Consider the following 18,557-nt stretch of genomic DNA (forward strand, 5'->3'; position numbering starts at 1 on the left):
CGTCAAGGCCAACTTGACACTGAAACGACGGAGAGGATCGATGGCAACACCGGTAGACGAACCGCGCTGGACGGTCGACGACGTGGCCGCATACCTGCGCGTCGACAAAGAGACCGTCTACACCTGGCGCAAACGCCACTACGGGCCGATCGGCCGCAAAGTCGGCAAACACCTGCGCTACGACCCCGCCGAGGTCCGCGCCTGGTACCGGCAGCAGGAGGCGGCGTAGCCATGGGCCACATCGAGGACCGCTGGTTCAAAGAAGTCATCGGGGACGACAAGAAGAAGCGCCAGGTCCGTACCAGCAGGTACGGCAAGGGCCTGCGATATCGCGTCCGGTACATCGCTCCGGACGGCAGCGAGCGCAGCAAATCGTTCCCGGACCGGGCGAAGAAGGCCGCCGAGACCTTTCTCAACGGCATCGAGACCGACAAGAACCGGGGCAGCTACGTCGACCCGGCCGCCGGCAAGACGCCGTTCGACGAGTTCGCGGAGTCCTGGCTTCGCACGCACCGGTTCGACGAATCGACGCGGTGGCCGGTCAGGCTTCGGGTGCGCAAGCACATCATTTCCTACTTCGGGAAGCGGGCGATCGCGTCGATTCAGCCGAGCACGGTGCGAGCTTGGGACGCTGGGCTCATCGAGAAGCGGCTTGCGGCCAACACTCGGGCGGTGCTGTTCGCCCACCTGAGCGGCATCCTCACTGCTGCCGTCGACGATGGCTTGATCCTAAAGAACCCGTGCGCGGCGAAGTCGGTCAAGGCTCCGACCCCAAACGTGCCGAGGGTGACTCCCTGGACTGCGGGAACGGTGGTGGCCGTCCGGGAGAAGATCAGGCTGCGTTACCGACCTGTGGTCGACGTCGGCGCGGGGTGCGGGGCTCGGCTCGGTGAGATTGCCGGGATCTCACCGGATGACTTCGACTTTGACGGGGGCTGGCTGCACATTCGCCGCCAGGTCAAGCGTGTCGGTCGCAAGCTGGTGTTCGGACTGCCGAAGAACGACACGGAGCGGCGGGTGCCTCTGCCGGATTCGGTGGCGCGATCGGTGAAGGCATACATGAAGGAGTTTCCGCCGGTCGCGGTGACGTTGCCGTGGGAGGACCCGGTTCACGGTGATCCAGTGACCGTGTCTCTTGTCCTCACTACGACCCACTTCAAGCCGTTGCGTGGCGACGTGCTCGCCGCGACGGCCTGGCATCCGGCCCTCCGAGGGGCGGGGGTGGAGCCAGGCCGGGCGAACGGGGTACACGCGCTGCGGCACTTCTACGCATCCGCCCTGCTGGACGTCGGCGAGAGCGTGAAAGCGGTTGCGGAATGGCTCGGTCACGCGAACGCGGCCTTCACGCTGAGGGTGTACGCGCACCTCATGCCGGACAGCCCGAAGCGCGCCCGGCGCGCTCTGGACCGTCTCCTCAACCCGCCGGAGCACCCTGACGGCCCAGCGACGGCCCAGAGCGGGAGTTGATCTGCAAATGACCTGGTCATCACAGGTTGTTCGGGCTGAAGTGCATGTAGTCCTTGAGGGAGGTCCAGCGGCCACCCCACGCGAAGCCGTTCGCGGTGAAGGCCACCTCCGCGCCCTGCGCGTGGATCATGCCGGTGCGGTAGGGGTCGCGCGGGATCCACGGTTCGCTGCCAGGCGGGTCGAGGTAGTCGCCGCGGATCATCGGGTTCTGGCGGGGGTTCACGTCGATCGCCAAGCCGTACGCGTGTTGCGACCACCTCGTCGTCCCGGCCACGTTCCGGCACTCGTAGCCGCTGGTCAGGACGGTGCGGTCGGTCAGCCCGGGCATGTTCACGGCCACCGGCTCCATCACCATGATCGGAAATCGCCACTCGTACAGCAGCGCGAACGCCTTCTTGGTCGCGGGCACGATCGACCGGTTCACGATCAGGCTGCCGTCGTGGACCTCACCGTCGAAGTCCGTGTACTTCACCCAGACCCGCCGCAGCTCGCTCGCGGGGACGGGACACTTCTTGTCCGGGTCACCGTTGGCCTCGGCCGCGGTGAGCGTTTCCGACCAGGTCACCCACCCCGGCCGTACGTGATGGGAATCGGACAACCGCAGGGCGCCGTCGGGCCGCAGCAGGTCGCCGTCGAGGTGGTTCCAGCGTTTCAGGTCGTCGACCGTGACCTGGTACTGCCGCGCGATGGCGGTGAGGGTGTCCCCGGGACGGATGATGTGCGCCTCCGGGCGCGACATCGAGGCATGTGCCGGCGGCACGACAACGGGGCGAGGGGCGGACGCGAGCGCGGGCGCGGGGGCGGGTGACAGCACGAGGAGCGCCGCGAGCAGGGACTTCAGCACGTCGTCCAGGGTCGGGCCGGGAATGCCGGCGCCGCAGCCGAACGTCCGGACACCAACCCGGAAGAGGCCGGCCCGCCCGCCTGACGCGGGACGAGCCGGCCCGCTCGGGCCGAGACCGGTTCAGCAGGACGCCAGACTGAAATTGAACAGGGTGTCGACGTCGCCCTCGGTGGTGTTCATCGACATCGTGCTGGTGCCGGTCGAGGTGCCGGGGTCGACCCGCAGCTCGGTGTTGATGTTGAGGACGCTCTGTGCGCCGCACTCCGCGTAGGTGAGCACAGGCGCGACGTCCCACGTGGTCCACAGTCCGTTGAGGGGCCCGGTGAACGTCGCGTCCTTGCGCTGGGTCGCGGAGGATCCCTGCCAGTAGTAGCTGGTGCGCTGCAGCGCGCTCGCGCCGGGGAGCAGGCCGGCCTTGCCGCGGTAGTTGGCCGAGGCGATCGCGATGGTCCAGCCGTCCGGGATGGTCACCAGGACGCCGAGCTGGCAGTTCTTGCGGCGGTCGACGACGCCGGCGCCGCCGCCGGCCTCGGCCAGGAAGTCCCGGTACTTGATCCGGAATCCGGTGTTGTCGCCGTTGCTCACGACCGTGGCGGTGCCCGGGGCGCATCCGGAGCCGCTGTTGGCGATCACTTCGACGGTGATCGCGGCCGCGGCCGCGCTGGTGCCGGTCGCGGCGCTCGCGGGGGTGCCGAGGGGGAGCGCCAGGGCCGTGGTCAGCACGGCCGCCATCACGCGATTGGTGTTTTTCATGGAGGTCCTCCGGGGAATGGGCGTGGCTTTATCGGTGCCACAGCAGGGGAATCTGGAATTGTTCCAGAACGGCGGCCATCGCATTCGCGACCACCGTAGTGGCGCCCCTATGGTATTTACAAGCATAAATTTAATGTCGATCTTTGGAGGGGTTGCGCGGATCGGTCCAATCCGCAGATAAGCCCCAAAAGAAGGCCGAGAATGCGTAATTGGCCGGTTTGATGCCCTGCTCTCCTCTTTTACGTCCCGCATCAAGAAGTCCCTCAAATCGGGATCAACCCTTGACTCTCATTGACGGTCATCAATAGCTTGATGGCCGTCCGTTCCCGATCCCGGAAGGATTCACATGAAAAGATTGTTGACTCGCGGATGCGTGGTGCTGGCGCTTCTGGCGTCGTCGCTGCTCCGCGCGACGCCGGCCTCCGCGCTCATCGTCGTCGTCGACCCGCCGCCGGCCGGCGAGATGTCCATCGAGCTGGTCGCGATGGCCGGCTCGGGCTGCGCGCCGGGCACCGCCGACGTGGCGATCTCGCCCGACAACTCCGCGTTCACCGCGATCTACAGCGCCTACCTCGCGCAGGCCGGCCCGAACGTCGCGGTCACCGAGAACCGCAAGAACTGCCAGCTCAACGTGCTGGTCCACGCCCCGGCGGGCTTCACCTTCGCGATCGCCAAGGTGGACTACCGCGGCTACGGCTACCTGCAGCCCGGTGCGGTCGCCCAGCAGCGGGCGAACTACTACTTCCAGGGCATGACGGTCGGTAGTTACGCCAACCACGCGATCAGCGCGCCGCTGGACGACAACTGGATCGCCACGGACCAGATCCCGATCGCGTCGCAGGTCTTCCGCCCTTGCGGGGAACAGCGCAACCTCAACATCAACACGGAACTGCGGGTCACCAAGGGCACGTCGACCGACGTCAGCTACCTGACGATGGACTCCACCGACGGCAGCATCGAGACGATCTACCACTTCTCCTGGATGCGCTGCAACTGAACGCGACCAGGGGCGATGGTGGCGGATCCGCAACGTTCGCCACCATCGCCGGTGGTCTGCTCCACCCCGAACCCGAAAACGCTTGTTCGGTACGCGGTGAGCACGCGCCCGCCCCGGGGCGGCCCGCCCGGGCCGGCAACGTCGGTGCCGGATATCCTTCCAGGTTTCTCGCGCTGGAAGTCAGCGGGAACATGCCCGGGGCGGGGATCGCAACGGTGGATCTGTCAGAAGCGCGAAGCACAGCCGAGGCCTTCCTGGACGAGCGCATGAGGCCGCGGTTCTCCCACGAGATCGTGATCCTCGGGGACTTCGTCAAGGAACGGGGCGATGCCTGGGTCTTCCCGTACAACGGTCGTGGCTACGTGGAGAGGGGTGACATCAACGAGGCCATGGCCGGGAATGCCCCGTTGGCGGTGAGCAAGGAGACCGGTGCCGTCACCTTCGACGTCTACCGTCGAGGCGCGGAGTGATGATCAAGTCGATAAGTTGTGTGCATGAGCATCAAATTCGGGCTTTTCGTTCCGCAGGGCTGGCGGATGGACCTGGTCGAGATCGACGACCCGGTGGAGCAGTACGAGGCGATGACCGCGGTCGCGAAGCTGGCCGACGCGGGCCCGTGGGATTCCGTGTGGGTGTACGACCACTTCCACACCGTCCCTGAGCCGACGATCAACTCCACGTTCGAGGCGTGGACGGTGAGTTCGACGCTGGCGCGGGACACGAGCCGGGTGAAGATCGGGCAGATGGTGGGCTGCAACGGGTACCGCCAGCCGTCGCTGTTCGCGAAGATCGCGTCGACGGTGGACGTGGCCAGTCACGGGCGGCTCTACGCCGGGCTGGGCGCGGGGTGGTACGAGCACGAGTGGAAGGCCTACGGCTACGAGTGGGCCGACGTGCCGGAACGGATGCGCGCCTTCCGCGAGGCGGTGGAGATCGTGCACCGGATGTGGACCGAGGAGCGGCCGGTCTTCGAGGGCAAGCACTACCGGATCGACGGGCCGATCAACGAGCCGAAGGGCGCCGGCGGCCGCAAGCCCGACCTGTGGCTGGGTGGCGGTGGCGAGAAGGTGACGTTGAAGCTGGTCGCGAAGTACGCGGACGCCTGCAACGTGGGCGGCGGTGACCCGGAGCTGATCGCGCAGAAGCTCGCGGTGCTGCGGCGGCACTGCGACGAGCAGGGCACGGACTACGACCGGATCACCAAGTCGACCAGCCTCAACCTGGCGGAGGGCGACAGTGTGGCGAAGGTCCGCGAGCAGGTGGAGCGGGTCGTCGAGGCCGGTGCGAACTACGTGATCGTCTACCTCCCGCGGGTGGCCTACGACCACGCGCCGATGCAGGCCGTCGCCGAGGAGGTCATCCCGCGGTTCGCCTGACGCCTCAGGTGTGTTCGCGCAGCCAGTGACGGGCGGCCTCGACCGGGTTGCGCGGCGAGAACGGTGGCAGGCCCTGGGCGATCTCCGCGTCCCGGGCCTGCCGGATGTCCGTCAGCGAGTGCAGCAGCAGCTGGGGGTCGACGCCCGGGTCACCGGTCAGCTCGTAGATGCGCTGGTGGTGCAGGACCGCGGCGCGCGGCGGACGATCCTCGAAGATCGTCGGCGCCACCCCGAGGTAGAGGTAGCCGGGGTCGAGGCAGCGGGGCGGCTGGCACCCGTGCGAGATGTCGACGATTCTCAGGACGATCCGGCCACCGGCGCCCGGGGTGTCCGGGACGTACTCGTCGCCGGTCTCGTTCGTCCCGAAGGTCAGCTGGGCCGGGTGGTACCCGGCGACGGTCACGACGTTGAAGTCGGTGCGCTTCCGGGCGGCCTGGTCGAGGCGCACGTCGAGGTCGCTCGGCCCGAGGTCGCGGAACGCGAACACCCCGGCCCCGGCGAGCACGATCAACGCGGCGGCGGCCGGGGCGCGCAGCCACCAGCCGCGGGTCAGCAGCGCCGCGACCAGCACCGCGAGACCGCCGCCGAGCAGCACGGCCATCCGCCCGTTGTGCAGCACGCCGGGTTCGCGGGCGGTGGCGACGGCCCGGCCGGCGAGCCAGGCGAGCGTCCCGACGGCGGCGACCAGCACCGCCCAGAGCAGCCGCCCGCGCCGGCTCGCGCCGAGCGGGGTGACCAGCGCGGTGGCCCGGACCAGCAGGTAGAGCAGGGCGATCAGGCCGAGCGCGACCACGACGAGCATGCCGGTGGTGGCCACCGTGTACTCGGTGCCGCCCAGCTCGTATCCGTGGGCGACGCCGTCGAGCACGAACGGGGTGCAGCCGCCGAGCAGCCACACGCCGATGAACTGCCAGACGAGCTGGCCGGTGCGGGACGCGGCCGGGTCCTCCCAGTGGGGGCGATCGGGGAGCGGCGACCCGGGCTCGGTGGTGTCGACGATCTCTGCACGGTGACGCGCTGCGGCCATCGACACAGGGTCGCAAGTTGATCACGGAACGCGCTGCCCCGGCTCCAGGCCCGAATGTGCACAGTCCGAGGTGGCCGGAGGGCGAACCGATGGCGGCCGCCCGTACCGCTGGATGACGTCGACGTACGCCGGTCGGCGCGGTGGACCACGATCCGACGCCCGGCGGCTCCGACGATTTATCGTGTCGATCATGACTTGCTGCACGCCGTCGTCCGATCGGCCCGCTGCCCCGGTTGTCGTCGAGGAACGGGGGAGCGGTGTCCATGCCGTGGCGCAGGTTACCGTTCCCGATCAGGAGTTCCTGATGGGCGACGCGCACGACGACGGTCACCCGGCCGACGGGGAAGGGCCGGTTCATCCCGTACGCGTCAAGGCCTTCGACATTGACGCGACGTCGGTGACGGTGGCCGATTTCCGGGCGTTCGTCGAGGCGACGGGGTTCCGCACCGACGCCGAGCAGTACGGCTGGTCCGCCGTCTTCCACCTCGCGGTGACCGACCCGGAGCGGATCGCCGGTCGCATGGCCGGCACCCCGTGGTGGCTGGGCGTCGAGGGGGCGGACTGGGCGCACCCCGGCGGCCCCTCGTCGTCGGCCGAAAATGATCACCCGGTCGTGCACGTCAGCTGGAACGACGCCCAGGCCTACTGCGCCTGGGCCGGGCGGCGGCTGCCCAGCGAGGCGGAGTGGGAGTGCGCCTCCCGCGGCGGGCGCGCCGGCCTGCGCTATCCGTGGGGCGACGAGCTGCCGGAGTCCGGCTGGGCCTGCAACATCTGGCAGGGCGAGTTCCCGGAGACCAACACCGGCGACGACGGCTGGATCACCACGGCGCCGGTCCGGGCGTTCGCGCCCAACGACTACGGCCTCCACCAGAGCGTCGGCAACGTGTGGGAGTGGTGCGCGGACTGGTTCTCGCCGCGGTACTACGCCCAGTCGCCGGTGGACGACCCACGCGGGCCGTCGCTCGGGACGGCCCGGGTGATCCGCGGCGGGTCGTACCTGTGCCACGACTCCTACTGCAACCGGTACCGCAACGCGGCCCGCTCCGCCAACACGCCCGACTCGTCGACGGGCAACCTGGGCTTCCGGACCGCGGGGCTGTCCATATCAGAGCGGTAACGGTCTGACCTTCGGGGCGTGTCTTCGCGGTCCGGGAGCGTGAAGCTGTGCCCCAGGGGGTGAGGCGGGGGCATGTTCACGATCCTCTGGGGCGCCGTGCGCTCGCGGGCCGCGCAGGCCTGGACGTTGCTGCTGCTGACCGCGCTGCCGTCGGCGGTCGCCGCCGCGGTGCCGTGGTTCGCGCTGACCGCGGCCGCCCGCAGCGCCGCGACCACCGCGGACTCGGTCCCGGCAGCCCAGCGCACGGTCGTCGTGCACTGGGACAGCGACACCGGCGGTGACCCGGTCGGCGCCCTGGCCGCGTTCGGCGAGTCGGTGCGGACCACGCTGCCGATGCCCGGCGCCGAGGGTTTCGCCGGGCTGGCCCGGCCGATGAGCGCCACCGACACCACCGGGGTCGCCGACCACGTCAACGTCGACTACCGCGACGGCTTCTGCCGGCACGTCGTGCTCTCCGCCGGTCGGTGCCCGGCCTCGGCCGGCGACGCGGCGCTCACCGAGACGGTCGCCGGCCGGCTCGGCGTCGGTCCCGGCGACGAGTTCGCCGTGCAGGGCAGCTCGGCCGGGCCGAAGATCCCGATGCGGGTCACCGGCATCTACGCGATCACCGACCTCTCCTCCGGGTACTGGGCCGACGAGCTGTTCCGGGTCGAGAGCGGCCTCGACCCGATCTTCACGGTCGCCGCGACGTTCACCGGCACGCCGCTCGGCCAGCCGGTCTTCACCTGGTCCGCCGAGGTCCCGGTGGCGCTGCTGCGCGGCGACGACGGGTACGACCTGGGCGAGACGATCGCGCGGGCGGGCTCGCTCGGCGAGATCGTCGACCCGACCGCGGGGCTGCGCGCGGACCTGTCCGGCGCCGACGAGCGGCTCCTGCGGGCCGTGCTGCTCGCCGCCGTCCCGGCACTGCTGCTGGGGTGGTACGCGATCGCGCTGGCCGGCCGCTACACCGCCCGGGACCGGCGGCGCGACGCGGCGCTGCTCAAGATGCGCGGCGGGACCCGGCGCCGGCTGATCACCCTGCTCTCCGGGCAGCACCTCGCGCCGCTGCTGGCCGGGGGCCTGCTCGGGGCGGCGGCCGGGCTCACCGCCGGACGGCTCATGGCCGGTCCCGGCACGCTGACCGCGGGCGTGCTCGCCGTCGCGGCGGCCGCGGTGGTGCCGCTCGTCGCGCTGGTCACGCTCGTGGCCGGGGATCTGCTGCTGATCCGTACGCCGGTGGTCGCCCTGCAGCGTGAGGTGCCGGCCACCCGCGGCGGCGGCATCGCCGCCCTGCTCACCGACGTGCTGCTGGTCGCGATCGCCGTCGCCGCGGCCTACCAGGCCCGGTCCGGCAGCCCCGACGCCGGCATCGGCGCGCTCGCCCCGATCGCGGTCGCCGTCGCGGTCGTCGTGCTGCTGGCCCGGGTCCTGATGCGGGCCGCCGACCGGGGCGGCTCGGCCGCGCTGCGCGGCGGGCGGCTGCGGCTCGGGCTCACCGCCGTCCGGATGTCCCGGCTGGCCGGCCTCGACCGGGTCTTCGCGCTGCTCGCCGTCGCCGTCGCGGTCCTGGTCACGGCGACCGGCGAGACCGCGGCCGACCGGGTCGCGCACACCGCCCGGGCGGAGGCCGAGCTCGGCGCGGCCCGGGTGCTGACCGTGAGCGCGCGGAACTGGACGGCGCTGGAACGCGCGGTCGCGACCGCCGACCCGGAAGGCCGGTACGCGATGGCCGCCGCCGTCGACCGCACCGGCGCCCCGCAGGTGCTCGCGGTGGACACCGAGCGGCTCGCCGCGGTCGGCGTCTGGCGTCCGGAGTACGGGCCGCGCCCGCAACCGCCCGCGGAGAGCCACCCGGTCCCCCCGATCACCGGCCGCCGGCTGGTCCTGAAGGTGCGCAACGAGCGGGGCGTGCCGTCCACCGTCGACGTGGTCCTGCAGAGCAACAGCACCGGCGACCGGGTCCAAATCACGTTCGAGCTCTCACGGGCCACCGAGCAGACCCTCACCGAGCCGGTCATCGGCTGCGCCGGCGGCTGCCGGCTCGTCCGCTGGCAGATCGCCACCCAGCTCGGGACCGACGGCAAACCGATCGAGCGACCCATCACGCTGCACTCGCTGGCCCAGCTCGGGCCGGACGCCGACCTGCTCGGCGCCGACCGGCTGGCCGACGCGACCCGCTGGCGCACCGTGGCCGGCGACGGCGGGCTGGAACTGTCCGGCAGCCACGAAGGGCTCGCCATCGGCCCGGCGCGCGGCTCGGCCCGCTCGGAGAGCGACCGGCTGTTCGCCGTCGACACCGCCCTGCCGCTGCCGCTGCTGCTGGCCGGCCCGGCGCCGGTGCCGTGGCGTTTCGGCGAGGCCGGACTGACCGTGACCGGCGCCGGGCAGGTCCCGGCCCGGGTCGTCGCCGCGGTCCCGGTGCTGCCGGTGCTCGGCGGGAGTGGGCTGATGACCGACTTCGACGCGCTGCGCCGGATCGCCGGCGAGGCCGACCCGGCCGGGGTCACCCAGGTCTGGCTGACCGCCGACGCGCCGGCCGCCGTCGTCGATCGGCTCAAGCAGGCCGGGCTGACCGTGCTCGCCGACGAGACCGCGGTCAAGCGGGCCGGCCGCACCCCGGGCCGGGGCACCGCGCCGGCCGGCGGCTTCTCGATGTTCTGCGCGGTGATCGCACTGCTCACCGCGGCCGCCGCGGCGGCGGTGGCCGCCTCGGTCGACCGTGGCCCGCAACGCGCGGCGGCGGCTGCCCTGCGGGTGCAGGGTGTGTCCGGCGCGACCCTCGCCGCGACCCGCTACCTGGGTCCGTTCGCGCTGGTCACCGGCGCGGTGCTGAGCGGGATGCTGGCCGCCCTGACGGCCCGGCGGGTGGCCGGTGAGCCCGACTCGGCCTTCGTCGACGGGTGGCGGCTGCTGGCCCCACCCGACGTCCTCGGATGGGGGCCACTGCTGATCTCCGGTCTGACCGCCATGCTTTGCCTGACCGCCCTGTCCTGGATGACCGCCGTGTCCGGCCGGAACCCCGGAACCCGTCGTGGAAGTCGGTCCGATCGATGATCTCGCTGATCCTGACGATGGTCTGGGCCCGGCGCGGACCGGCCATTGTGCTCGCCGTGCTCGCCGCGTTCGCGGTGGCACCGGCCGTGGCGGCACCGGCGTACCTGCGCGCCGCCGACCGGGTGGTGGCCGCCGGGCAGGTCGCCCACGCCGAGCGCGCCGAGAAGGAGATCACCATCCGGGTGGTCGACCCGGATCGCCGGGAACCCGGCGGCAACAGCTCGACCGGCGGGATCGACATCGCCACCACCACCGGGCAGGCGCTCGCCGAACTGCCCGGCTTCCGGTACGCGTACGCGGCGGAGATCCCCACCGTGGGCCTGGAGACGGACAGCCGCTTCCGCACCCGGCTGGTGCACCGGCAGGATGCCTGCGCGCACCTGGTCATCGTGGCCGGGCGCTGCCTGCTCGGCGAGGGCGACCTGGTGCTGGGCGAGCAGGCCGCGCAACGGCTGAAACTCGTGGTCGGGCAGTCGGTGGACCTGACGTACGCGTACTACAACGCCGACCCGGCGGTGCTGGCGTACGTCGCCGACGGAATCCCGAAGAGCTTCTTCCTGGCCGGCACCTACCGGGTCGCTGACCCGGGCGACGTCTACTGGGGCGAACACGGCTACTTCACCACGGAGGACGCGACCGGCGGCACCGTTCCCGGCGAGCCCGCGTTCACCGGGCTGACCACTTTCGACCTGATGGACCGGGGCAAGGTGCAGCTCAGCGTCGACGGCTACGCCGGGCCCGGCGCGCTGGACGCCGACCGGCTGCCCGCCCTGCGCGCGGCCCTCACCCGCCTGCAGGCCGGGATCGCCGACGTGGGCGCCGGGCTGGACAACGCCACCACCGCCGAGGGCCTGCAACTGCAGACCGGAATCCCGAAACTGCTGGCCCGCATCGACGAGGGGCACACCACCGCCCGCCGGATCGTGCCTGTGCCCGCGGTCGCCCTGGTCGTGCTCGCCTGCCTGGCCATCCTGCTCGCCGTCGCGGCCGGTGCCGAGGTCCGCCGGCCGGAGATCGCGGTGATCGCCCTGCGCGGCTCGCGACAACACCACCGCTGGCTGCTGGCCACCGGGGAGAGCCTGGTCGCGGTCCTCGCCGGCACGATCGCCGGAGCCCTCGCCGGGCAGCTGCTCGTCGACGCCGTGGTGGCGATCCGCTGGCCCGGCGTCGGCGCCGACCCGCACCCGGACTCACTGCGGTACGCACCGCTGGCCGCGGCAGCCGCGGTCCTCGCCGTGCTCCTCGCCCAGGGCGTGACATTGCTGCGCCCGGTGACCGAACTGCTGCGCCGCGCCCCGGTGCCCGGCCGCTGGGCCGGCATCACCGTCGACATCCTGATCGTCGCGCTCGCCGCCGGCGCCGCCGTGCAACTCGCGGTCGGCGGCGGTGACCTGGTCGGCATCGGCTCGGCGGCCCCGGCGCTGGTCATGCTCGCCCTCGCGCTGCTGGTGGCGCGGGCACTGCGGCCGGCCGCCGCCCGCCTCGGACACCGCGCACTGGGCCGCGGACGGCTCGGACCCGGCCTGACCTGGCTGATGCTGTCGCGGCGCGGGGCGACCGGGCGGGTGCTCGCGCTGCTCGTGGCGGCGGTGGCCGTGAGCGCGTACATGGTCGCCGCCTCCGACGTGGCCGCGCACAGCCGCCGCATCCAGGCCGACCTGGGTGTCGGCGCGGACCGGGTGCTGTCGGTCGGGGCGGTCGGCCGGGCCCAACTGCTCACCGCGGTGCACCGGGCCGACCCGGACGCACGGTACGCGATGGCCGCGGTCGTCGTCCCGCAGCGACCCGACCAGCCGCCGGTGCTGGCCGTGGACACGCCGCGGCTGGCGGCCGTCGCGAACTGGCCGGGCGGGACGCCGTACGGGAAAATGGTCGATCTTCTTCGTCCGGAGACGGCGAAACCGGTCGTGACGGCGGGCGCGGCGACGTTCACGCTGGATCTGAGCGCCGACGGATTCCGGCCGGGGCGGATGGTCAGTGTGGACGCGATCCTGTCGCCGGTGGACGGCAGCGGGCCGGACGTGGTCGCGCCGATGGGCGTGCCCCGGCCGGGGCGGCACACCTACACCTACCCGGCGCCGCAGTGCAAGGCCGAGGGCTGCCGGCTCAACGCGCTGCACGTCAGCGGGGCGAACACGCTCGGCGTGCAGGGCGTGCTCACGCTGCACGGACTCGGCGGTACCGACCCGGCCGGGTGGCGGGTCAGCCCGGGCGGCCGAGCCGTCGCCGGCGCGGACGGGCTGCGCCTCGAGCTGACCAACATGGACAACCTGCCGGAAGGCCTGTACTTGCAGCCCGTCGACACGCCGTGGCCGTTGCCGGCGGTGGCGACCGGGACGTTCGCGCCCGGCGCGGTGAACGGGTTCGACTTCCGCCCGGCGCGGGTCACCATCGCCGGGCGGCTGCCGGCCATCCCGCAGATCGGCGGGCCGGCCCTGATGGTCGACCTGGAGTACGCCGACCGGCTCGCCACCGACGGCAACCGCATCCTGACCGGCCAGGTGTGGCTGTCGCCGCGGGCACCGGCCGACATGGTCGACCGGCTGGCCGCGCAAGGGCTCACGTTCACCGGCGACCTCCGGTCCGAGCAGCTCGCGGCCCGCCTCGCGCAGCAGGGAGCGGCCGTGGCCCTCGGGTACGGCGCACTCGTCGCCGTACTGGTCGCACTACTGGCCGCCGGAGTCCTGGTGATCACCGCCGCGGCCGGGCGGGAGCGGCAGGTGGAGGACCTGACCGTGCTGCGCACCCAGGGACTGTCGCGGGCGGCGGTGCGCCGGGCGGCGCTCTGGTCGTACCCGGCGCTGGCCCTGGCCGCGGTGCCGGCCGGGCTGGTGATCGCGGTCGCCGGATGGGCGGCAACCGGGTGGGCGCTGCCGCTGTCCGGGCTGAACCCACCGCCGCTGCCCTTGCCGTCCTGGCCAGGAGTGATCAGCCTGCTGCTGGCGGCGGTGGCGCTGGCGGTGCTGCTCGGCGGGACAGCGCTGCTCGCCGGTCGGCGGACGTTGCGCCGGGTCCCCTGACGAGGACCAGGCGGGCCGGCGAAGCACACGTGACTGCCGGGATTCCGAGCCGTTGCCCGGGGCCTGGGGGACGTCGCGGCGTTCCGCTGTCGACCGCCCCGGGCCGGACTCGGTCCCCACCCGAACTCAGTCCCCACCCGAACTCGGTCCCCACCCGAACTCAGTCCCCACCCGAACTCAGCCCCCACCCGAACTCAGTCCCCACCCCAACCGGGGGCAGGCCGCCCACCGACCATTGTCCCGGCCCAGCCCACGATCAGGCTGTCGCCTTGTGGACGACCCGCTGATGTGGACACCCCGGAGAATCCCAGGTGGATCTAGTATGGCCGGGTGAGCGATCCGCAGCTGCTCTCCGCCCACGTCGGCAACTGGACCGGGGACGGCACCGGTGTCACGGTGATCCTGCCGCCGCCGGGGACCGTCGGCTCCGGGGAGGTTCGTGGCGGTGCGCCGGCCACCCGGGAGTTCGATCTGCTGGATCCGGTGCGGCTGGTCGACCGGGTCGACGCGGTGGTGCTCTCCGGCGGTTCGGCGTTCGGGCTGGCTGCCGCGGACGGGGTGATGCGGCTGCTGCGGGAGCGGGGGACGGGCTATCCGACCGCGTTCGGGCCGGTGCCGATCGTCGTCGGGATGTCGATCTTCGACGAGTCGGTCGGTGCCTTGCCGGGGAACCCGTCCGGCCCACCCGCCGTGGGTTTCGGCAGCGCCGGGACAACGGCCGCGGCCCACTGCGAGGAGCGTCCTGCCGGTCCGCCGACTGCCGAGGCCGGCCGAACCGCGGCCCCGCGCAACGAGGAGCATCCTGCCGGCGCCCCGCGCGGCGAGGAGCACCCTGCCGGCCCGCCGACGGCCGAGGCCGGCCGGGCGGCGGCCCTGGCGGCTCTGCGCGGCGACGAGTTCCGCACCGGGGTGACCGGCGCGGGAACGGGCGCCCGAACCGGCAAGTGGCGCGGCCGCTTCGACCCCGGCGGCCTGGGCCGCGCCGACGGCCGGGCGGGCACGACCCGGCTCACCGCTCTGGCCGTGGTCAACGCCTGGGGCGACGTCCTGGGTCCGGATGCCCGCCCGCTGTTCGACAACGACGCGGTGGAACGCCCGGCCGCCCGGTTCGGGCGGCAGAACACCACGATCGCCGTGCTGATCACCGACGCGCAACTGTCCAAGGCCGACTGTCAGCTCCTGGCGCAGAGCGGCCACACCGGTTTCGCCCGGGCCCTGCACCCGGCGCATTCCCGCTACGACGGCGATGCCGTGGTCGCCCTCGCCACGGGTGAGGTCACTGACGGCGTCGACCTGGATCTGATTCGCGCGGTGGCCGCGGAGGTGATGGCCGAGGCGATCCGGGCGGCGGTCACACCCGGCGGGGTCGACGACGTACCCCCGGAATGATTGTGGGTTTGTGCAGGTGTTATGACTGACGGATGCTGGTTGACTTCACCGCGCCGGTCAGTGCGTCGCCCGCCGAGACCGAAGCGGCCGCCGTCTCGGCCGAGCAGGTCGGTTATGACGGGTTCGGCGCGGCGGAGACCCGGCATGACGTCTTCACGACGTTGACGCTGGTGGCCCGGGCGACGGAGCGGATCTCGCTGCAGTCGGGGATCGCGGTGGCGTTCGCGCGGAATCCGATGAATGTCGCGGTGCTGGCCAACGACTTGCAGCTGATCTCCGAGGGCCGATTCCGGCTGGGGTTGGGTTCGCAGGTCAAGCCGCATATCGAGCGGCGGTTCTCGATGCCGTGGGGTCGTCCGGCGGCGCGGATGGAGGAGTTCGTCGCGGCGGTGCGGGCGATCTGGCACGCGTGGGCGACGGGTGAGCGGCTGATGTTCCGCGGCGAGTTCTACAAGCACACGCTGATGAGCGAGTTCTTCGACCCGGGGCCGAATCCGCACGGGAATCCGCCGGTCGAGCTGGCCGCGGTGGGCGAGTTGATGACGGCGGCGGCCGGCCGGGTGGCGGACGGGCTGCTGGTGCATCCGCTGACCAGCGTGCCTTACCTGACCGGCAGGTTGCTGCCGGCCCTGCGGGAGGCCCGTGGCGGGTCGATGGACGGTTTCACGTTGAGTCTGTCCGCGTTCGTGGTGCTGGGTGCCGACGCGGCGCAGCGGGCGAAGGCGGAGGAGGCGGTGCGGCGGCAGATCGCGTTCTACGCGTCGACGCCGTCCTACCGTCCGGTGCTGGAGGTGCACGGCTGGGGTGAGCTCGCCGACCGGCTGAACCTGCTGTCACGCCGGCAGGACTGGGTGGCGATGGGCGCGGAGATCACCGACGAGGTCCTGGACGCCTTCGCGGTCTCCGGTGACCCGGCATCGGTCGCCGATCAACTGAAAACCCGATTCGGTACGATCATCGACCGCATTTCGCTCTACACCCCTTACGAGGCGGACCGCTACCAGCTGGCAGCGGTCCGCTCGGCGATCAGCCGACCGTGATGCTCTCCACCCTGTCGGGGTAGAAGGCGACGTGGTCCTTGATCTGCGCGACCGCGTCGTAGGGGTTCGTGTACTCCCAGATCGCGTCGACGGCGGTGGTGTCGTCGACCGTGATCGAGTAGTAGCCGGCCTCACCCTTGTACGGGCAGTAGGTCTGCGTGCCGGTGCGCTCCAGCAACGACTGGTCGACGTCCGCGAGCGGCACGTACTGCACCGGCGGATACGTCGCCTCACGCAGGCTGAGCGCGTTCTGCGTGTCGGCCACCACCTTGCCGGCGACGGTCACCACGACCCGTTCCCCGGTCGGCGTGACGGTGATGGGGTGGTCGGGTCCGGGCTGCTTGCGAGGCCTGTCACTCATCGAGTTCCCTCCTGGTTCGGACGGCTCCAAAACTACTACCGTGATCGCGTGACGAATGCTGCGATCGCCGCCGTGACCGGATTCGGGCTGGCCCACGAGGTGGTCCGGCACGGGCCGGTGAGCAGCGTCACCGAGGCTGCCGCGGTCCAGGGCGTCGACATTCAGGATCTGGTCAAAACCTTGGTGGTACGTCGTGGGCCCGACTCCTACCTGTTCGTGCTGGTGCCCGGCAACCGTTCCATCTCGTGGCCCAAATTGCGCGCGCTCCTCGGCGTGAACCGGCTGTCGATGCCCGACGCGGCGACCGCCAAGGAGGCCACCGGTTACGAGCGGGGCACCATCACCCCGTTCGGCTCGTCGACGGCGTGGCCGGTGATCGCCGACGAACGCACCAAGGGCCGCACGATCAGTCTCGGAGCGGGCGAGCGCGGCGTCGGCCTGCGGGTCAGTGCCGACGACGCGGTGGCCGCCCTGGACGGAATGTTCGCCGACGTCACTGAGTTTGATGGCCTCGCTTCGCTCGGCGGGCATTCCGCCCCTTGAGGTCGATGCCGAGACCACCGAAAAATGACTGCGCTTTGCTTGCCATTTTTCGGCGGTCTCGGCATCGACGGGCGGAATGCGGTGGGGTTGCGTTCGGGTCGGGCCTTTGAGGGTTTGGCTGTCGCGTTGGCGGGTGGGATGCGGTGGGGTTGCGTTCGGGTCGGGCCTTTGAGGGTTTGGGTGTCGCGTCGGCGGGTGGGATGCGGTGGGTTGCGCTGGGTCAGGCTTTGAGGGCTTCAGAGACTGCGTCGGCGAGGGGGGTGGTGGGGCGGCCGATCAGGTCGTGCAGGTCGGTGCCGGGGTTGTCGAGGGCGCCGTTCTCCCGCACGTGCACGTCGGTGTCGGCGAGGATCGCCGCGAACCCCTCGGGCACGCCCGCGCCGGAGAGAATCTCGACCAGCTTGTCGGCCGGCACGTCGGTGTAACCGATCTCGGTGCCGAGCTGCTTGCCGACCTCGGCGGCCAGCTCCGCCATCGTGAACGGCTGGTCGCCGCCCAACTCGTACGCGGTCTTCGGCTCCTCCGACAGCAGCACCGCGGCCGCCGCCTCGGCGTAGTCGAGCCGGGTCGCGCCCGCGATCCGTCCCTCGCCGGCGCTGCCCAGGAACCCGCCGGTCTGCTTCACGGTCGGGATCTGGGCGGTGTAGTTCTCGATGTACCACCCGTTGCGCAGGAACGAGTGCCGCAGGCCGGACGCCGCCAGCAGTTCCTCGGTCGCCTTGTGGTCGGCGGCGAGCAGGACCGGCGTGGTGTCGGCGCGCAGGATGCTGGTGTAGGCCACGAAGCCCACCCCGGCCGCCTTGGCCGCGTCGATCGCCGCGGTGTGCTGGGTGAGCCGGTTGCCCGGGTCGCTGGTCGAGACGAGCAGCAGCTTGTCGACGCCGGCGAACGCGCCGGCCAGGGTCTCCGGCTTGTCGAAGTCGGCCTCGCGGACCTGGACACCGCGGGCGAGCAGGCCGGCCGCCTTCTCCGGGCTGCGCACCGCGGCGACGATCGAGCCGGGCTCGACACCGCGGTTGATCAGGGCGTCCACGACGAGACGGCCGAGGTGTCCGGTGGCGCCGGTGACAGCGATGGTGGTCATGGGAACTCCTTGAGGATCGGCGGGGAGTGCTGCATCTGAGAATGCACTAACTTTTTGAAAGTGCCAACTCCGGGTGTGTGCCGCCACAAAAGAAACCTGGGTATTCTTCAGCGCATGACTGATCCCGCCGACGACCTGATCCCCAGCGTCTTCGCCCGGGACTGCGCCTCCCGCGGCGTGATGGCCGATGTCACCGGCAAATGGGGCGGCCTCGCCCTGGCCGCGCTGCTCGACGGCGCCTATCGCTTCAACGCCCTGCGCCGCCGTGTCGACGGTGTGAGCGAGAAGATGCTGGCCCAGACCCTGCAGGCACTGGAGCGTGACGGCCTGGTCCGCCGCGAGGTGCAGGCCACCATCCCGCCCCGGGTGGAGTACAGCTTGACCCCGCTCGGCGAGCGCGTCGCGGGCAAGCTGAAGGAGCTCATCGAGCTGCTCGAGAGTGAGATGGATCAGATGCGGGCCGCGCAGGAGGACTACGACCGGGTCGTGAGGTAGGTTTCCCC

17 protein-coding genes are annotated in these 18,557 nt (G+C 71.6%); 12 read left to right on the plus strand and 5 right to left on the minus strand.

Features of this window, described 5'->3' with window-relative positions; genetic code table 11:
• Positions 1-13: 13 nt before the first annotated feature.
• The gene (locus tag ACH442_RS41050) at positions 14-229 is read left to right on the plus strand and encodes a helix-turn-helix domain-containing protein (protein WP_396343546.1); all 216 of its coding nucleotides are present in this window, start codon (positions 14-16) and stop codon (positions 227-229) included.
• Positions 230-231: 2 nt separating this feature from the next.
• On the plus strand, positions 232-1,467 hold the full coding sequence (locus ACH442_RS41055; protein ID WP_396343547.1) for a tyrosine-type recombinase/integrase: 1,236 nt from the start codon (positions 232-234) through the stop codon (positions 1,465-1,467).
• A 19-nt stretch (positions 1,468-1,486) separates the two neighbouring features.
• On the opposite strand, the gene ACH442_RS41060 is transcribed toward ACH442_RS41055, so the two are convergent.
• A complete protein-coding gene (locus ACH442_RS41060; protein ID WP_396343548.1) occupies positions 1,487-2,311 on the minus strand; it encodes a M15 family metallopeptidase in 825 nt (274 codons plus the stop codon).
• A 120-nt stretch (positions 2,312-2,431) separates the two neighbouring features.
• Positions 2,432-3,064, minus strand: coding sequence for a DUF4360 domain-containing protein (locus tag ACH442_RS41065; RefSeq protein WP_396343549.1), 633 nt, complete (start codon positions 3,062-3,064; stop codon positions 2,432-2,434).
• 346 nt (positions 3,065-3,410) lie between these two features.
• Here ACH442_RS41065 and ACH442_RS41070 point away from each other — a divergent pair, with 346 nt between their 5' ends.
• The 3 genes from ACH442_RS41070 (at position 3,411) to ACH442_RS41080 (ending at position 5,437) form a co-directional block, all read left to right on the plus strand.
• Positions 3,411-4,061 (plus strand): DUF4360 domain-containing protein, encoded by a 651-nt coding sequence (locus tag ACH442_RS41070; RefSeq protein ID WP_396343550.1) that lies wholly within the window; start codon positions 3,411-3,413, stop codon positions 4,059-4,061.
• Positions 4,062-4,276: 215 nt separating this feature from the next.
• The gene (locus tag ACH442_RS41075; protein WP_396343551.1) at positions 4,277-4,531 is read left to right on the plus strand and encodes a YrhB domain-containing protein; all 255 of its coding nucleotides are present in this window, start codon (positions 4,277-4,279) and stop codon (positions 4,529-4,531) included.
• A gap of 24 nt (positions 4,532-4,555) precedes the next feature.
• A complete protein-coding gene (locus tag ACH442_RS41080; protein WP_396343552.1) occupies positions 4,556-5,437 on the plus strand; it encodes an LLM class F420-dependent oxidoreductase in 882 nt (293 codons plus the stop codon).
• A gap of 4 nt (positions 5,438-5,441) precedes the next feature.
• Here ACH442_RS41080 and ACH442_RS41085 read toward each other — a convergent pair whose 3' ends face one another.
• Positions 5,442-6,464, minus strand: coding sequence for a hypothetical protein (locus ACH442_RS41085; RefSeq protein ID WP_396343553.1), 1,023 nt, complete (start codon positions 6,462-6,464; stop codon positions 5,442-5,444).
• A gap of 268 nt (positions 6,465-6,732) precedes the next feature.
• Here ACH442_RS41085 and ACH442_RS41090 point away from each other — a divergent pair, with 268 nt between their 5' ends.
• The 5 genes from ACH442_RS41090 (at position 6,733) to ACH442_RS41110 (ending at position 16,066) form a co-directional block, all read left to right on the plus strand.
• The gene (locus ACH442_RS41090) at positions 6,733-7,581 is read left to right on the plus strand and encodes a formylglycine-generating enzyme family protein (RefSeq protein WP_396343554.1); all 849 of its coding nucleotides are present in this window, start codon (positions 6,733-6,735) and stop codon (positions 7,579-7,581) included.
• 72 nt (positions 7,582-7,653) lie between these two features.
• Entirely contained in the window at positions 7,654-10,617 is a 2,964-nt protein-coding gene (locus ACH442_RS41095) for an FtsX-like permease family protein (protein WP_396343555.1), read from the plus strand.
• Positions 10,614-13,637 carry an FtsX-like permease family protein gene (locus ACH442_RS41100; RefSeq protein WP_396343556.1) on the plus strand — a complete coding sequence of 1,008 codons (3,024 nt, stop codon included), beginning with the start codon at positions 10,614-10,616 and terminating at the stop codon, positions 13,635-13,637. The genes ACH442_RS41095 and ACH442_RS41100 overlap by 4 nt, the downstream gene beginning before the upstream one ends.
• A 330-nt stretch (positions 13,638-13,967) precedes the next feature.
• On the plus strand, positions 13,968-15,026 hold the full coding sequence (locus ACH442_RS41105) for a P1 family peptidase (protein WP_396343557.1): 1,059 nt from the start codon (positions 13,968-13,970) through the stop codon (positions 15,024-15,026).
• A gap of 32 nt (positions 15,027-15,058) precedes the next feature.
• Positions 15,059-16,066 carry a TIGR03617 family F420-dependent LLM class oxidoreductase gene (locus ACH442_RS41110; RefSeq protein WP_396343558.1) on the plus strand — a complete coding sequence of 336 codons (1,008 nt, stop codon included), beginning with the start codon at positions 15,059-15,061 and terminating at the stop codon, positions 16,064-16,066.
• Here the strand turns inward: ACH442_RS41110 and ACH442_RS41115 are convergent.
• Positions 16,053-16,427, minus strand: coding sequence for a DUF427 domain-containing protein (locus tag ACH442_RS41115; protein WP_396343559.1), 375 nt, complete (start codon positions 16,425-16,427; stop codon positions 16,053-16,055). The genes ACH442_RS41110 and ACH442_RS41115 overlap by 14 nt on opposite strands.
• Before the next feature lie 48 nt (positions 16,428-16,475).
• Between ACH442_RS41115 and ACH442_RS41120 the strand changes: the two genes are divergently transcribed.
• Positions 16,476-16,970: an aminoacyl-tRNA deacylase gene (locus tag ACH442_RS41120; protein WP_396343560.1), complete on the plus strand. Its 495-nt coding sequence runs from the start codon at positions 16,476-16,478 to the stop codon at positions 16,968-16,970.
• A gap of 220 nt (positions 16,971-17,190) precedes the next feature.
• Here the strand turns inward: ACH442_RS41120 and ACH442_RS41125 are convergent, their stop codons facing one another.
• On the minus strand, positions 17,191-18,054 hold the full coding sequence (locus ACH442_RS41125; protein ID WP_396343561.1) for an SDR family oxidoreductase: 864 nt from the start codon (positions 18,052-18,054) through the stop codon (positions 17,191-17,193).
• Between the two features lie 114 nt (positions 18,055-18,168).
• Here ACH442_RS41125 and ACH442_RS41130 point away from each other — a divergent pair, with 114 nt between their 5' ends.
• Positions 18,169-18,549 (plus strand): winged helix-turn-helix transcriptional regulator, encoded by a 381-nt coding sequence (locus ACH442_RS41130; protein ID WP_396343562.1) that lies wholly within the window; start codon positions 18,169-18,171, stop codon positions 18,547-18,549.
• The last annotated feature ends 8 nt before the right edge of the window (positions 18,550-18,557 follow it).

It is taken from the genome of Actinoplanes sp. NPDC020271, assembly GCF_044388125.1.
GTDB lineage: Bacteria > Actinomycetota > Actinomycetes > Mycobacteriales > Micromonosporaceae > Actinoplanes.

Excerpts from the sequence above, each read along its gene's own strand:
- ACH442_RS41065 (WP_396343549.1), bottom strand. The coding sequence starts at position 3,064 with ATGAAAAACACCAATCGCGTGATGGCGGCCGTGCTGACCACGGCCCTG.
- ACH442_RS41070 (WP_396343550.1), top strand. The coding sequence starts at position 3,411 with ATGAAAAGATTGTTGACTCGCGGATGCGTGGTGCTGGCGCTTCTGGCG.
- ACH442_RS41130 (WP_396343562.1), top strand. The coding sequence starts at position 18,169 with ATGACTGATCCCGCCGACGACCTGATCCCCAGCGTCTTCGCCCGGGAC.
- ACH442_RS41085 (WP_396343553.1), bottom strand. The coding sequence starts at position 6,464 with ATGGCCGCAGCGCGTCACCGTGCAGAGATCGTCGACACCACCGAGCCC.
- ACH442_RS41125 (WP_396343561.1), bottom strand. The coding sequence starts at position 18,054 with ATGACCACCATCGCTGTCACCGGCGCCACCGGACACCTCGGCCGTCTC.
- ACH442_RS41110 (WP_396343558.1), top strand. The coding sequence starts at position 15,059 with ATGCTGGTTGACTTCACCGCGCCGGTCAGTGCGTCGCCCGCCGAGACC.
- ACH442_RS41080 (WP_396343552.1), top strand. The coding sequence starts at position 4,556 with ATGAGCATCAAATTCGGGCTTTTCGTTCCGCAGGGCTGGCGGATGGAC.
- ACH442_RS41095 (WP_396343555.1), top strand. The coding sequence starts at position 7,654 with ATGTTCACGATCCTCTGGGGCGCCGTGCGCTCGCGGGCCGCGCAGGCC.
- ACH442_RS41115 (WP_396343559.1), bottom strand. The coding sequence starts at position 16,427 with ATGAGTGACAGGCCTCGCAAGCAGCCCGGACCCGACCACCCCATCACC.
- ACH442_RS41100 (WP_396343556.1), top strand. The coding sequence starts at position 10,614 with ATGATCTCGCTGATCCTGACGATGGTCTGGGCCCGGCGCGGACCGGCC.
- ACH442_RS41055 (WP_396343547.1), top strand. The coding sequence starts at position 232 with ATGGGCCACATCGAGGACCGCTGGTTCAAAGAAGTCATCGGGGACGAC.